Annotated in this window: 11 protein-coding genes; 5 read left to right on the top strand and 6 right to left on the bottom strand. The window is 70.6% G+C overall.

Annotation, left to right across the window (positions count from 1 at the left end; all coding sequences use genetic code 11):
- Positions 1-27 precede the first annotated feature (27 nt).
- Complete coding sequence (locus ACWDU4_RS08285; protein ID WP_450113398.1) at positions 28-660, top strand: TetR family transcriptional regulator; 633 nt, start codon at positions 28-30, stop codon at positions 658-660.
- A gap of 3 nt (positions 661-663) precedes the next feature.
- Here ACWDU4_RS08285 and ACWDU4_RS08280 read toward each other — a convergent pair whose 3' ends face one another.
- On the bottom strand, positions 664-1,815 hold the full coding sequence (locus ACWDU4_RS08280; protein ID WP_450113397.1) for a hypothetical protein: 1,152 nt from the start codon (positions 1,813-1,815) through the stop codon (positions 664-666).
- A 70-nt stretch (positions 1,816-1,885) separates the two neighbouring features.
- Complete coding sequence (locus tag ACWDU4_RS08275) at positions 1,886-3,535, bottom strand: NERD domain-containing protein (protein ID WP_450113396.1); 1,650 nt, start codon at positions 3,533-3,535, stop codon at positions 1,886-1,888.
- Between the two features lie 293 nt (positions 3,536-3,828).
- Between ACWDU4_RS08275 and ACWDU4_RS08270 the strand changes: the two genes are divergently transcribed.
- Complete coding sequence (locus ACWDU4_RS08270; RefSeq protein ID WP_450113395.1) at positions 3,829-4,212, top strand: excalibur calcium-binding domain-containing protein; 384 nt, start codon at positions 3,829-3,831, stop codon at positions 4,210-4,212.
- 18 nt (positions 4,213-4,230) lie between these two features.
- On the opposite strand, the gene ACWDU4_RS08265 is transcribed toward ACWDU4_RS08270, so the two are convergent.
- Entirely contained in the window at positions 4,231-4,515 is a 285-nt protein-coding gene (locus ACWDU4_RS08265) for a helix-turn-helix transcriptional regulator (RefSeq protein WP_450113394.1), read from the bottom strand.
- A gap of 79 nt (positions 4,516-4,594) precedes the next feature.
- On the opposite strand from ACWDU4_RS08265, the gene ACWDU4_RS08260 reads away from it, so the two are divergent.
- Genes ACWDU4_RS08260 through ACWDU4_RS08250 form a run of 3 tightly spaced genes read left to right on the top strand, consistent with a single transcriptional unit; the run spans position 4,595 to position 7,452 of the window.
- The gene (locus ACWDU4_RS08260) at positions 4,595-5,188 is read left to right on the top strand and encodes a histidine phosphatase family protein (protein WP_450113393.1); all 594 of its coding nucleotides are present in this window, start codon (positions 4,595-4,597) and stop codon (positions 5,186-5,188) included.
- A gap of 20 nt (positions 5,189-5,208) precedes the next feature.
- Positions 5,209-6,810 carry a hypothetical protein gene (locus ACWDU4_RS08255; RefSeq protein WP_450113542.1) on the top strand — a complete coding sequence of 534 codons (1,602 nt, stop codon included), beginning with the start codon at positions 5,209-5,211 and terminating at the stop codon, positions 6,808-6,810.
- A 39-nt stretch (positions 6,811-6,849) separates the two neighbouring features.
- Positions 6,850-7,452, top strand: coding sequence for an AMIN-like domain-containing (lipo)protein (locus ACWDU4_RS08250; protein WP_450113392.1), 603 nt, complete (start codon positions 6,850-6,852; stop codon positions 7,450-7,452).
- Between the two features lie 9 nt (positions 7,453-7,461).
- Here ACWDU4_RS08250 and ACWDU4_RS08245 read toward each other — a convergent pair whose 3' ends face one another.
- From ACWDU4_RS08245 to ACWDU4_RS08235, 3 genes are all read right to left on the bottom strand, one after another.
- Positions 7,462-9,327 carry a DUF222 domain-containing protein gene (locus tag ACWDU4_RS08245; RefSeq protein WP_450113391.1) on the bottom strand — a complete coding sequence of 622 codons (1,866 nt, stop codon included), beginning with the start codon at positions 9,325-9,327 and terminating at the stop codon, positions 7,462-7,464.
- 171 nt (positions 9,328-9,498) lie between these two features.
- On the bottom strand, positions 9,499-12,009 hold the full coding sequence (locus ACWDU4_RS08240) for an ABC transporter permease (protein ID WP_450113390.1): 2,511 nt from the start codon (positions 12,007-12,009) through the stop codon (positions 9,499-9,501).
- A 26-nt stretch (positions 12,010-12,035) separates the two neighbouring features.
- Positions 12,036-12,839, bottom strand: coding sequence for an ABC transporter ATP-binding protein (locus tag ACWDU4_RS08235; protein WP_450113389.1), 804 nt, complete (start codon positions 12,837-12,839; stop codon positions 12,036-12,038).
- Positions 12,840-12,993 lie beyond the last annotated feature (154 nt).

Here is a 12,993-nt window from a genome sequence, read left to right as displayed (position 1 = left end):
AGGCCGACAGGCGCGAAGGAGGTGGCGATGAGCGAGACGGACGAGAAGGACGCGAACGCGATACGTCTCACGACACCCAACACCGTGGTGAGCTCGTCGAAAGCCGCGGCGCGGATCCGCGTTGCGGCGGCCGAGGCGTTCGCCGAGAACGGCTACGGCGGCACCACCACCCGGGACATCGCTGCGCGACTCGGGCTGTCCCCCGCGGCGATGTACCCGCACTACAAGTCCAAGGAAGACCTGCTCTTCGCGATCAGCTACGAGGGCCACCTGCTGTGCGTCGAGCTGCTCACCGAGGCGGACCCCTCTGGGGAGGCTCCGGCCAAGCGGCTCACCTCAGTGGTCCGGGCGTTCACGAGCTGGCAGGCCACCCACCACACCCGCGGCAGAGTGGTGCAGTACGAGCTGACCGCGCTCTCCCCCGAGCACTACCACGAGATCCTCGGCCTGCGCCGCGAGATCAGCCGGATCATCGAGCGGATCATTCGTGCCGGCGCCGAGGACGGTTCCTTCGTCGTGCCCGACGTCCAGGGCGTCAACCTCGCGATCAATTCGCTGTGCGTGGACGTGTGCCGCTGGTTCCCCGGCGGCGGGTTCACCGACCCCGATACCGTCGCCGACCTGTACGCGGAGCTCGCGTTGCGTCTGGTCGCGGCCTGAGTCTCAGCGCGTACGGGCCTGCAGCGCGAGGATGTCGCCGTGCAGCAGCGCCTGATAGCTCAGCATCAGCTCGTCCACGCCGCCGATCTGGTCCCCGACGTGATGGGTGTTCTCCGTGGACAGTTCGCGGTTTCCGGCCCGAGCGACGAGGTCGTCGATCCGCGAGTCCAGGCTCATCGTGCGCTGCACCGCGGCCATCGACCGCAACTGCCCCTCGGCATCCCCGAGCAGGTCGCCGATCCGGGCGAGCGCGGCGACCCGCTCGACCAGTTGATCCCACACCGGTTCGAGTGACCGCTGCCGGGACCGGATCTGGTCGCGGGCGGCGTCCCCGTGCGCGACGCGCAACGCATCGTCGAGTTCCCCGCCGATCCCCCGCAATGCGACGGCGTCGACCGCGATCTGCGTCAGCTCGTCGGCGAGGTCCAGCTGCACACGCTGGACCGCGAAGTACTCGGAGTGCCAGGCGGCGGAGCCGTCGATCCGGTCGTAGAGGGCTCCGGCCAAGAACAGCAGCGCGTCGAACCGGTCGGTGAAGCGGTCGGGCGGACCGGCCACCCCGCCCAGCATCTCCGCGGCGCGCCGGCCCGCAGCCGCCCAGGGCGTCCGGTCGGCCAGGCCCGCCAGCCGCTCGGCGGCGAGGGCGGCCGCGGCCGCGGTGGCCTGATCCGTGCGGTGCTCGGAGATGGGGGTCGGGGTGCAGGCCAGCGCGTCGAACAGCGCCTGCCGCTGCGCCGGTTCCAGGTGGACGCCGTCCCTCCGGTCCCTGCGAATGGTGCGAACCCCGTTCGCGTAGTGCGCGGGTGAGTGCGTGAACTTCGCGCGGGCGGTGAGCAGCCGCCGCTCCAGCTCGCCCGCCCGGTACGAGGTCAACGCCTGCATCGCGCCGGGTCGCATGCCGCGCGCCTTGCGGTCGAGCCGGCTGTAGTCGTCGGCGAGGGTACGCAGCGCGCCGAACCCGCCGATGTCGGGCAGTGGGCGCCCGATGCGGCGCCGGTTCGCGAGGACCTCCCTGGTCGGCTCGTCCAGGTGGCCGGCGGCGATCAGTACCGCCGCGTCCGCGGACAGGTCCTGCCGGAAGCCGTCGACGCGCGCCTCCTCGCACCACCGCCGCACCTGTGCGGTGATTCGTTCCCGCCGCTGCGCCGCGTCCATCGGCCCTCCCAGAATCGATACTCGCCGACTCCACTGTCCCAGAACTTCGACGTCCTCGTCGGCGCCCCGGTCAGAGGCCGAGCCGCCGGGCCAGTTCCTCGCCTCCGACCTCGCGGATCAGGTCCGGGTCGCCGCACACCACGAGCTGGTCGCGGGCGCGGGACAGTCCGACGTACAGCCGTTCCCGCGACCGCTGCGCCGCCTCCTTCTCGTTGAACGCGAGCACCACGGCGCGGCGCTCGAGTCCCTTGAACCCGAGCACGTGCCCGTAGAACACCTGCTCGGTGTCCCAGAAGCTGTCCCAGTAGGCACGGTTGCCCTCCTGCTGACGCTCGACCTGCTCCGGGTGCCGGCTGCCGGTCACCAGCAACGCCACGTCCTCGGGCCGCCACCCGGCATCGATCAACTGGTCGACCTGGTCGTCGGCGACCGACACTGCGTCGGCGGTCCCGCACGCCACGAAGCGGACCTGCGGCCCTTCACCGCCCCGCAGCCGCATCCGCTGCCCCACGAGCGGGCCGAACGCCTCGGCGATCTGGCGGGTGTTGCGGAGGTTCTGGTCGAGAACCAGCGGAACGAGAGGCACGGGCGGCACGCCCTGCCGGTCGAACACCCGCTGGCCCTCGTCGCTGAACACGTAGATGCCGCTTGTCTCCTCGTCGACGAGTGCCGCGAGGACCGGCTCCCACCATGCGTCGGCGAAGTCCTGCGCCTCGTCGATCACGACCGCGTCGAACCGTTCCCCCTGCGGCAACGCAGCGGCCAATTCGGTCATCTGGCGCGGGAGTTCGTACTCCCAGTAGTCCTGACGCACCGGGACCGACGTCGGCCCGTCCGGATCGGCGTCCCCGGCCCACCGGCGGCCGAGCGAATGGAATTCGCCGACGTAGGCCGGCTTCTCCTTCCTGTTCCAGTTCGCGGTCACGCGACGCAGGTAGGACGCGAGCCCGTGGGAGTAGCAGAGCAGTGCGACCCGCTGTCCGCGCTTCGCGAGACGGCGGGCCTGCTCCACGGCGAGGAACGTCTTGCCGCTGCCGGCTCCACCGCGTACCTCCACCCGGGTGAGCAGGCGGGTGGCGTCGAGGATCACGGCCTGCTGCGCCGACAGCGCGTCCGCCGCGTCCTCGTTGGCGACCGCGCGGGCGACGACGTCCCGCTGCGGCAGCCCGCGTCCGGCCAGCGCGGTGGCGAGCTGCTCGACGCCTTCGTCCGACAGCCCGGGGCGGTCGAGCTCCTGCCCGACCAGCACCTTCCAGATGCGTCCGGCGATCTGGTCGAGCTCGGTGCGGTCGATCACCTTCCACCGCGGGCAGTCCGGCAGTGCGAAGCCGGCGTCGATGGTGGCGTTCGGGAAGACCACCAGGTGGTCCCAGCGCAGCCTGCCCTGCGTCCACCGGGGATCGGTCTCGACGTAGTGACGCAACGCGTAGCACCCGTCGCGGGCCTGCCGGACGGGGTTGATCACGGTCGGGCCGGTGCGCCGATCCTGATACCAGTCGGTGCCGTCGTGCCAGATCATCCCGCCCTTGATCTCGACGGTGACGATCCCCTGACCCGCCACCGCGACGACGATGTCGATCTCGTGGTCCTTCTGGTGATCGGTTACCCGCTGGTTTGCGACCATCAGGTCCGCGTCGCCGAGCTGACTGCTCAACGCATCCCACACCGTCCGCTCGGCGGCGTTGACCAGACGGGGATTCTCCGGAATGCGTGTCACCATGACGGTGAGCTTGTCACGGGCCGGCGAGGAGGCGCACCCGCGGCAACGGCGGCGACTTCGCGGTTGTCCGACTCCTCGTCGGCCCGGTCCGCGACCGCCCACCGTGCCGGCGCGGTTCTTGTCATCCAACTGAATGACAATGCCTTTCGGCGTTCCCGAAGTTGTCCCCGATCAGGTCGTGAACGCTTGACCCGACAAACTCGGGCGCGCCGAGATCGCGCCCACCCGCAACTGTGCGGCAAACCTCCCCGCCGGTATCGTTCGAGCGCACCTTCGACCATTTCTGGGGAAACATGACTCTTCGCAGACTGACCATCGGCCTCGTTGCCGCCACGACAATTGCGGTGGGCGGGACCTCGACAGCCGCCGCGTCCACCCTCTCCGACTTCCTGCCGCCGGAGATCGTGGCACTGATCCCGAGCGCATCTGCGGACTCGGTGGCACGGCTCCTGCCTCCGGTCCCGGCACCGCCCGCCACCCCGGCGCCGCCCGCTACCCCGACTCCGCCCGCGCAGCCCGCACCGCCGGCCGCCGTGCCGCAGCCCGCACCGAGTCAGGTGTACTACCGGAACTGCACCGAGGCCCGGAATGCCGGTGCCGCTCCGGTCTACCGTGGCCAGGCGGGCTACGCACCGCACCTCGATCGCGACAACGACGGCATCGGCTGCGAGAACTGACCCCCGGCCGGGCGCCGGTCACTCCTCCGGGACGCGGCGCCCGGCCCGCGCAGCAAGGACCATGTCGCAGCCGAGCACGTCCGCGACGGCCTCGAGCACGTCCAGTTGCACGGTGGCGCGGCCGGATTCGATGGCTTGCACACTGGACCGGGAGACCCCGGCCTGTTCGGCGAGCCTGCTCTGGGTGAGCCCCAGTTGCAGCCGCCGCGCGACGAAGCCGTCCGCGATCTGACCGGACGGTGCCCGGCCGCTGCGCCGCGGCCGAGCCCGCGCCAACGTCGTCGGGGTGTCAGTCTCGGGCACCACACCATCTCCTCGCCTGGATGTGTGCAGTGTGCGCCTACCCCCGAGCACTGTCCAGCGGTGCTAGCCTGCGGCAACCATGACTTACCTGGCATTGGTCCGGCACGGCGAGACGGACTGGAACGCGCAGCGACGTCTGCAGGGTTCCTCCGACGTCCCGCTCAACGACACCGGTCGTTTCCAAGCCGAGCGCGCGGCTACTCGCCTGGCGGACGGACCGTGGGACGTGCTGGTCAGTTCCCCGCTCTCCCGGGCCAGCGAGACCGCGGACATCATCGGCACCCGGCTCGGGCTGACCCGCTCGGCGACCCATCCGGGCCTGGCCGAACGCCACTTCGGTGGGGCGGAGGGCGTGACCGACTACGAGGCGTGGGACCGCTGGCCGGACGGGATGTACCCGGGCCTCGAGCCGCGCGAGGAGGTCCGGCGCCGGGGTCTGGCCGTCCTCGGTGAACTCGCGGAGCGACATTCGGGGAGCTCGGTCGTGGCGGTCAGCCACGGTGGGCTGATCCGCTCGGTGATCGGCGCCCTGCACGGCCCACCCGTTCCACGGATCCCGAACGCGGGCATCGCGACGCTGCATCACGACGGCCACCGTTGGTCGGTGCTCAGCATCAACGGTGTCGCTGTCCGCGGGCGCATCACGATGGACCGCGCGCCGATCGAGCCCTGACCCGGGAGGCACCGATGACGATGCACCACGTTCGACTGGCCGCGGCGGCGGCGTTCGCCACGGTGGTGGCCTTCGCCCCGCCCGCGGCGGCGGCGCCGTCGGCGGCACCAGCGGGCTGCGTCCCGTTCGGCACCGCCCAACTGCCGCCCGGCGTGCCGTCCGGAGGTGGCCGGCTCGGACTCACCGCCCTCCCGACGTACCCCGGCACCGACGCACCGGAAAACGTCGAACTGCGAACGGCGACAACCCAGTTCAACAGGTCCTGGGAGTTCGCCCTCGCCGGTCACGCCCTGCTGGCCCGGCCGCGTGCGACCGCGGAGCCGTGGCGGTTCGCACCGATGCCGGAGTGCCTCCGAGACCGCCTCGTCGGGATCTCCGTGGACGACGACGAGTTGATCGCGGTCGACGAGTCCGGGTGGATCTACACGATGGACAACGTGTCCCAGGACCCGGTCGCATGGACCTGGACGTCGGCGTGGGGTGCACCGCTCTGGCTCGCCTCGGGACGCCAACTCCCGGACGACCGCCCGAACGGGTGGGCGCTCAGCGTGTCGTCACCATGGGACAACCAGACGTACACCGACATCGCGGGCCGCATCCACTACGTCGGACTGGGCAAGATGACGATGGTGCCTGCCCTGACCGGGGACGGCAGCCGAATCACCTACGCGGATCCGTGGCTGCCGAACGACGACAGCTACGAGATCGGGTCACCGCTCGGCGGACGGTTCCGCGCATCGTCGCTCTCAGCGGCCGGATCGACGACCTTCGTGATGAACTCCTACGGCGACATGTACACCCGCACCTTCGATTTCGACTCTTCGGGCTCCGATTCGATCTTCTTCCGGTACAGCTGGGACGACCAGTCCGGCAAGCCGACGGCACCGAACCTGGTCGTGGAGACGCTGGACCGCAGCACCGCCGCGATCCAACTGCCCGCCCCGGACTGGGTGCACCAACCGAAGATCCCCGGCGAGATCACCTCCGCGATCAGCGTGCATTCCACCGGACCCGGTCCCGGTCGGCGGGAGCTGCGGGTGGAGGGCAGCCGTGGCCGCGAGGCGGGGTTCTGGCACAAGGACCTCGACTCCCCCGCATGGGAGTTCACCCCGACCCGAGCCGGCAGGCTCGGTATCCCGGTGCAGAATCCGGCGGAGGACCGTTCCGACCGCACCCTCGCCCCACCGGCCCCCTGGAACTTCACCGCGGATCTGCCGTCCCGTGACGCACTGATCGACGCGCAGGTCCTGATCGACATCGGCTTCCCCTACACGGTGGTCGATCCGCGAGCACTGGAAGCACTCGGCAGTCACGCGGCACCGTCCGGATATCGCCTCGAAGTCACCGCGTTCGACCCGGCGGCCACCACGCGGGAGGCGACGGTCGTCGCCCCGGACGGCTCGCGGATCCCGGTGCTGATGCACACCGCGGACGGCCTGCGGATGACGCCACGGGGTCCGGGTCTCGACAACGATCCGCGACACCTGGTCGGTGCGATCGCGATCCCCGAGGGCAGCGCCGCGACCCCCGCACGCGATGCGTTCATCCGAGACTGGATGCGTGGCAGGACGATCGCCCCCATCACTCTGAGCGCGACCGACAGCGACATGGTCGTGCGCTGAGCGGCCGGTACGAGTGTGCGCCAGGCCTATCCTGGACCGATGACAGGTCGCACACTCCGCCGGCAGATGGCTTTCACGATTGTTGGGTTGGTGGCACTGACCGGTTGCGGCACGGCTGCCGAACCCGCCCCGCCCGCACACCCCACCGCGGAGGCACAGGCTGTCGACTCGACGGGAACGCCGTCGTCGCCGATCACGGAACCCGGCGGCGTGCCGACCGTCGTCGACTCGCACTCCGAGCACTCTCCCGGAGCGTCGCTTTCCGTCACCGGCGTGCGCGTCGCGGCGCACGACGGCTTCGACCGCGTCGTCTACGAGTTCGGCGGCACTGGAACCCCCGGCTGGACCGTCCGCTACGTCGACCAGGCCGTGCAGGACGGTAGCGGCGACGTCATCGACGTGCCGGGGCAGTCGATTCTGGAGGTGTCCCTGACCGGCACCGGCTATCCGTTCGACACCGGCGTCGACCAGTACTCCGGCCCGAACCCGCTGGCCGGATCCGGCGGGATCACCGAGGTCACCATCGCGACCGTGTTCGAGGGCGTCACCCAGTCGTTCATCGGCCTGGACAGCGCCAAGCAACCGGTGACGGTGTCGCTGCTGACGGACCCGGCGAGGGTTGTCGTCGATATCGCGCGCTGAACGCGACGGTCAGAACGGCGGCGCTTCCGGGTCCGTGGAGGGAACGGTCACGGCCGGAGCGGCGCGGCCGGTTACACGGGGCCGAAGCGAAGCCAGGTCAGCGGCGCCGGACGTGCCGCCGGCGAGTGTTACCGCGGTCGACCCGAGCGTCGAGGTCCACAACAACGCGTGAGCGCTCGCGCGCGGGCCGCCGAGGATCACCACTTGCCACAGTCCGAGCGTCTTGAGTTGATGGTGAAACGCACACAGGCACTGCAAGTTCGACACGATCGTCCAGCCTCCGGAGATCGGATCCCACGCGAGGTACTCGACGATGTGGTCGAGCTGGCATTGCTCGACGGGACGGGAACAGCCGGGGAACCGGCAGTGCCGGTCCCGGGCTCGAACGAGCGCAGCAGTCGCGGCATCGGGCCGGTAGGTCAGCGCCCCGGATGGCGGGACGAGCAGGCCGCCGTGCCCGTCACGGTGGATGCCGTGAGCGAGAGCCGGATTCGCGCGCACCGCCGCGAGGATCGCGTCTGTCATGGTGCCGACACTTGTCGGCGGCAGGTGTGGTGGGGACGACACAGCCGTCGCCGGCTTTCTGGGGTCGGGTACGGGTCCCGCGGCGCGGCGACTGCCGCGCGTGAGGAACGATCGCACGCAGAACCTGGGCGGGGGCTCCGGGGCTTCACTGCCGGGTTCCGGGTGTTCGGCGGCATCATCGCCGGTCGGGGCGGTGCGGTCCGACACGACGACGTCGGGTTTTGTCACGTCGGGTGCGGTTCGCGGTGAACCCGATTCCCCGGCAGGTGCATTCGAGAGCGTAGGGGTCGCCTCGTCGCACGGCGCGTGGGAGTTCGCTGCGGCGGGCCGTGCCACGGCGGCCACGTCCGCGTCCTCGTGGTCGACGAGGCCCAGTTCCTCGGCGAGTTGGAGGACCTCGGTGAGCATCGCTTGCCATGTCCCGTTTTCCGCGAGCTGCCGCGCAAGCTCGGGATCGATCAGTCCGTGGCCGTGCAGGTACGCCGGCTGCGCCAGCAGACCGAGCAGGGTCGCGACATCCATCGTGATCTGCGTCAGCGGCGCCCGCCTGCCCGGCAGCGCGTCGGCTTTCGGGGCGTCGCAGTCGTCTCGCTCGCACGTGCACGCCAGGTGGGCCTCGCCGTGCACAAGGGCCAGCACCGAATCGACGAGGCGTTCCTGCGCACCTCGCAGATCGTGGCGACACACCGTCCCGGCGAACTCGGCGACCAGCTGCATGATCGCCTGCCCCTCCTCCGGGGAGACGGTCACTTCCACCGTCGAGCAGCCTCGACCGCGTCTGTTGACCACGCGCCGCTGCCAGCGTTGGGTGTTCTCCCGCTGCGCGGCCGCCTCGTCCGGGCTGTACGCGACGACAAGGCGGTCGATCTCCGTGGCCAGCGGTCCCGGCGACAGGTGCCGTGCCGCGGCCAGGATCTGCGGCTCCAGCGCGGCCACCGTCGCCACCGACAGTCCCGTCGTCTCCCGTGAGATCGCCCGCGCCCGAGCAAGGTCCAGATCCCCGGCCTCGAACGCCGCCCGGGTGAGCGGCAACCGCAACCGCAGATCGATCCCCAACGACGCATGCGATTCGGCGACCGTCCTCGAACACCCCAGCCGCACCACGAGTTCCGCGATCGCCGCGTTGCCGCAGTCGGAGATCTTCCCCGACCCCAGCTCGACATCCCGCTCGATCCACGCATCCCACAGCGCACCCGCCGCCAGCACCTTCCGCGCCGCCGCCCGGTTCTCGACCCGGGCACTCTCGGTGGCCTCCGCCAGCAGGGCGACATCGGCAGCAGTCGCCACCAGGCCCCACGCACCACGGGTACGCGACCCGCCACCCCTCTGATCGACCCCCGAATCGAACATACTGGCGACACTACGCGCCGAGTCCGACAGGATCGTCGAAATCAGCACATCCGTTCGACTTTGTCCCGACACTGACTCCCGAAAATCGGGCATCGGTGCGACTCTTGCGAACGGACCCACAGGTGTGCCGGTGGGTGTGACGCCCACCGGCACAGCCTGATTCACCGGTTCCTACACCCCCGCGATCGCCTCCAGCGGCTTGGTGCGGGCGGCGCGGCTCGCCGGCCACAGGGCGGCGAGGACGCCGACGATCCCGGACCCGACGAGCATCGCGATCACCTGACCCCACGGCACCGCGACGGTGCCGAGGCCCTCGTCGGCGAGGGTGCGGACGAATCCCCACCCGAACACGAGACCGAGCAGCACCCCGACCGCGGCGCCGAACACCGCGATCAGCACCGACTCGATGTAGATGGTGCGGCGCACCTGCGGGCGCTGCATGCCGACGGCGCGCAGCATGCCGATCTCTCGGCGCCGTTCGACCACCGACAGCGCGAGCGTGTTGACGATGCCGAGGATCGCGATCACCACCGCCAACGCCAGCAGCCCGTACAGGACCGCCAGCAGGGTGTCGATCTGCTGGCCCTGCTCCCCCTTGAACTGGTCGCGGTCCTTGACCTGCACCACCAGGTAGGGGTCGGTGGCCTTCTCGATCTCGCCGCGCATCGCGGTCAGGTCGGCCCCGGGTTGCGCCTTGATCAGCACCGCCCAGTCCGCGCGCATCACCGCAGGCGTGACCTGTTCGTAGACCTGCTGCGTGGTGGCCCAGTCGCCGAGCAGTTGGTTCTCGGCGTAGATGCCGGTCAGCTCGGCGGTCACCGTGTCGCCGTCCTTGTTGGTCATGACGATCGGGGTGCCGAGCTTCCACCCCTTCTCGGCCGCGAAGGACTCCGACGCGAGTACCACGTTGCCGTCCAGTGCGGCACTGCCCTCGACGAGCTGGTAGTCGAGCACCCCGTCGAGCTGACCGCCGACGCCGGTGCCCATCGTCTGCTCGTCGTCGATCTTGACCGACACCCCGTGCAGCGACACCGCCGTCGCGACCCCGGGCACCTTCGCGGCGGCCGCGGCCGCCCCGACCGGAACGCCGATCTGCTGCGGCCCGGTGAGGATGTAGTCGGCCTGGATGCCGGTGTCCACGAGTTCGTCGACACTGGCCTTCGCGGACGACCCGAACACCCCGATCACCGTCACCAGCATCAGCCCGAGGGTCAGCGCGAACGCCGTCGCTGCGGTGCGCCGCGGGTTGCGGACGGCGTTGGTGCGGGCCAGCCGACCGACCGCGCCGAACGGGCGGGCGAACACCGTCCCGAGCGCCCCGACCACCGGCCGCGACAGGGCCGGCGCGGCCAGCAGCACCGCGAGAATCAGGGCCGCGGCGCCGAGTCCGACCGTCGCGGCGGCACCACCACCGGTACCGCGGGCACCGATCACCAGCAGCACCACGCCGAGCACCGCGAACGCGGAGCCGATCAGGGTGCGGACCCGCAGCGTGTCGCCTGCGGCGGCGAACTCCTCCCGCATCGCGGCGACCGGCGGGGTCTTCGCGGCCCGCCGGGCCGGCGCGTATGCGCTGACCACGGTGACGAGCACGCCGATGAGCAACGCGACGACGACCGTGCGGGGGGCCAGTTGCAGCGGGCCGGAAGGCAATCCGACGTCGAACGCGTTGAGCATCGACCGCAGCCCGTAGGCGAGGGCGACACCGGCGGCGATGCCGATCGCGCTGCCGAGCACCCCGACCACGAGCGCCTCGGTGACCACCGAGCGACCGACCTGCCCGCGGCTGGCACCGATCGCCCGCAGCAACGCGAGTTCCCGCAGGCGCTGCGCGACGATCATCGAGAAGGTGTTGTAGATGATGAACGTGCCGACGAGCAGGGCGATCGCACCGAACGCGAGCAGGAAGTAGTTGACGAACTTCAGCGCCGAGGTGACCTCCGCCTCGACCTCGTCCCGGACCTCCGCACCGGTCTGCACCTTGGTGTCGGGCAGCGCGGTCGCGATCGCCTCCTTCAGCTGCTTCGGCCCGACTGTGCCGTCACCGGCGACGTCGAGGTAGTTCGCGTGGGTGCCGTCGGTGAACAGTTCCGTCGCCTGCCCCGCCTCGAACAGGGCACCGATGAATCCACCGGTGTCCGTCGGGCTTTCGTAGATTCCCGACACCTCCACGCTCAACACCCCGTGCGACGGGACGAGGACCTGGGTGGTGTCACCGACCTTCAGGCCGGCCTTGTCGGCACCGCCCTCGTTCAGCGCGATCTGTCCCGGCGCGACCGGTGGGGTACCCGCGATGAACTCGGGCGGGTCACCGAGTGCGCGGTCCGGCGGCAGGTACGACTCCCCGAGACTGGGCGCGCCGCCGGTCTGCACCGGCGCCTTGTCCGCGCCGAGGAGCACGATCTGGCCGTTGACGGAGGGCACCACCGTGCGTACGCCGGGGACCGCCTCGATCGTTGCGGTGTCGGAGAGCGGGACCCCGCTCGATCCCTGCTCGGGGGTGGAGACCCGGACGTCGACGCCCTTCGCGGCGTCCTCGAACAGGCCGTTGAAGGTGCGCTGCAGGGTGTCGGTGAACACGAACGATCCGGTCACGAACGCGGTACCCAGCACCACGGCGAGGACCGTCAGGATCAGGCGCACCTTGTGCGCGGCGAGGTTGCGCAGGGACAACTTGCGCATCGGATTCCGGTTCAACGTCGCCACGGTCAGCCCCGCACGCTCACGCGGGCGTCGAGGCCCTTCATCCGATCGAGGACGGTGTCGGCGGTCGGCTCACGCAGCTCGTCGACGATCTGCCCGTCGGCGAGGAACACCACCCGGTCCGCGTAGCTCGCGGCACGCGGGTCGTGCGTCACGATGACGACGGTCTGCCCGAACTCGTCGACCGCGGCGCGCAGGATCGAGAGCACCTCGCCCGACGAATGCGAGTCGAGGTTGCCGGTCGGCTCGTCACCGAAGATGATCTCCGGCCGCCCGGCGAGCGCCCGCGCGCACGCCACACGCTGCTGCTGTCCACCGGACAGCTCGCTGGGCCGGTGGTCGAGACGATCGGTGAGCCCGAGCCGGGTGAGGACCGAGTCCAGCCACTGCTGGTCGGCCTTGCGGCCGGCGATGTCGAGGGGCAGCGTGATGTTCTCCAACGCCGTCAGCGTCGGCACCAGGTTGAACGCCTGGAACACGAACCCGATGCGGTCGCGGCGCAGCGCCGTCATGCCCTTGTCGGACAGCCCGGTGAGGTCGGTGTCACCGATCAGCACCGACCCGGAGGTGGCCGAGTCCAGGCCGGCCAGGCAGTGCATCAGGGTGCTCTTCCCGGACCCCGACGGCCCCATGATCGCGGTGAACTCCCCCCGCGCGAATTCGACGTCGACGCCCCTGCTCGCGGAGTCGGCCGTTGTACCACCGAGTGCGGTGACCGCGGTCTCCCCCGAACCGTACGTCTTGGTCAGGTTCACTGCCCGGGCGGCGACGGTCTCGGATGTGGGGTCTGGTGCGGCGTGCGCGCTCATGACTGCCTTTCCTGCGGATCCGGTGAAGTCGGACCGGCCGGTCCGACCCCACCAAACTCACCGTCGGGGGCGCCCGCCGCCCGAACGGAAGTGCGGGCGGGAGGGAAACAGTGGGGAGAATTGGGGGTAGATCTCGGGGGGCGGCGGCGGATGA

The organism is Rhodococcus sp. NPDC003348 (assembly GCF_053589375.1).
This window is presented reverse-complemented; position numbering and strand designations above follow the sequence as displayed.

What these genes read in the sequence shown, in the direction of transcription:
- ACWDU4_RS08285 (WP_450113398.1), top strand. Translation starts at nt 28, where the DNA reads ATGAGCGAGACGGACGAGAAGGACGCGAACGCGATACGTCTCACGACA.
- ACWDU4_RS08280 (WP_450113397.1), bottom strand. Translation starts at nt 1,815, where the DNA reads ATGGACGCGGCGCAGCGGCGGGAACGAATCACCGCACAGGTGCGGCGG.
- ACWDU4_RS08275 (WP_450113396.1), bottom strand. Translation starts at nt 3,535, where the DNA reads ATGGTGACACGCATTCCGGAGAATCCCCGTCTGGTCAACGCCGCCGAG.
- ACWDU4_RS08270 (WP_450113395.1), top strand. Translation starts at nt 3,829, where the DNA reads ATGACTCTTCGCAGACTGACCATCGGCCTCGTTGCCGCCACGACAATT.
- ACWDU4_RS08260 (WP_450113393.1), top strand. Translation starts at nt 4,595, where the DNA reads ATGACTTACCTGGCATTGGTCCGGCACGGCGAGACGGACTGGAACGCG.
- ACWDU4_RS08255 (WP_450113542.1), top strand. Translation starts at nt 5,209, where the DNA reads ATGCACCACGTTCGACTGGCCGCGGCGGCGGCGTTCGCCACGGTGGTG.
- ACWDU4_RS08250 (WP_450113392.1), top strand. Translation starts at nt 6,850, where the DNA reads ATGACAGGTCGCACACTCCGCCGGCAGATGGCTTTCACGATTGTTGGG.
- ACWDU4_RS08245 (WP_450113391.1), bottom strand. Translation starts at nt 9,327, where the DNA reads ATGTTCGATTCGGGGGTCGATCAGAGGGGTGGCGGGTCGCGTACCCGT.
- ACWDU4_RS08240 (WP_450113390.1), bottom strand. Translation starts at nt 12,009, where the DNA reads ATGCGCAAGTTGTCCCTGCGCAACCTCGCCGCGCACAAGGTGCGCCTG.
- ACWDU4_RS08235 (WP_450113389.1), bottom strand. Translation starts at nt 12,839, where the DNA reads ATGAGCGCGCACGCCGCACCAGACCCCACATCCGAGACCGTCGCCGCC.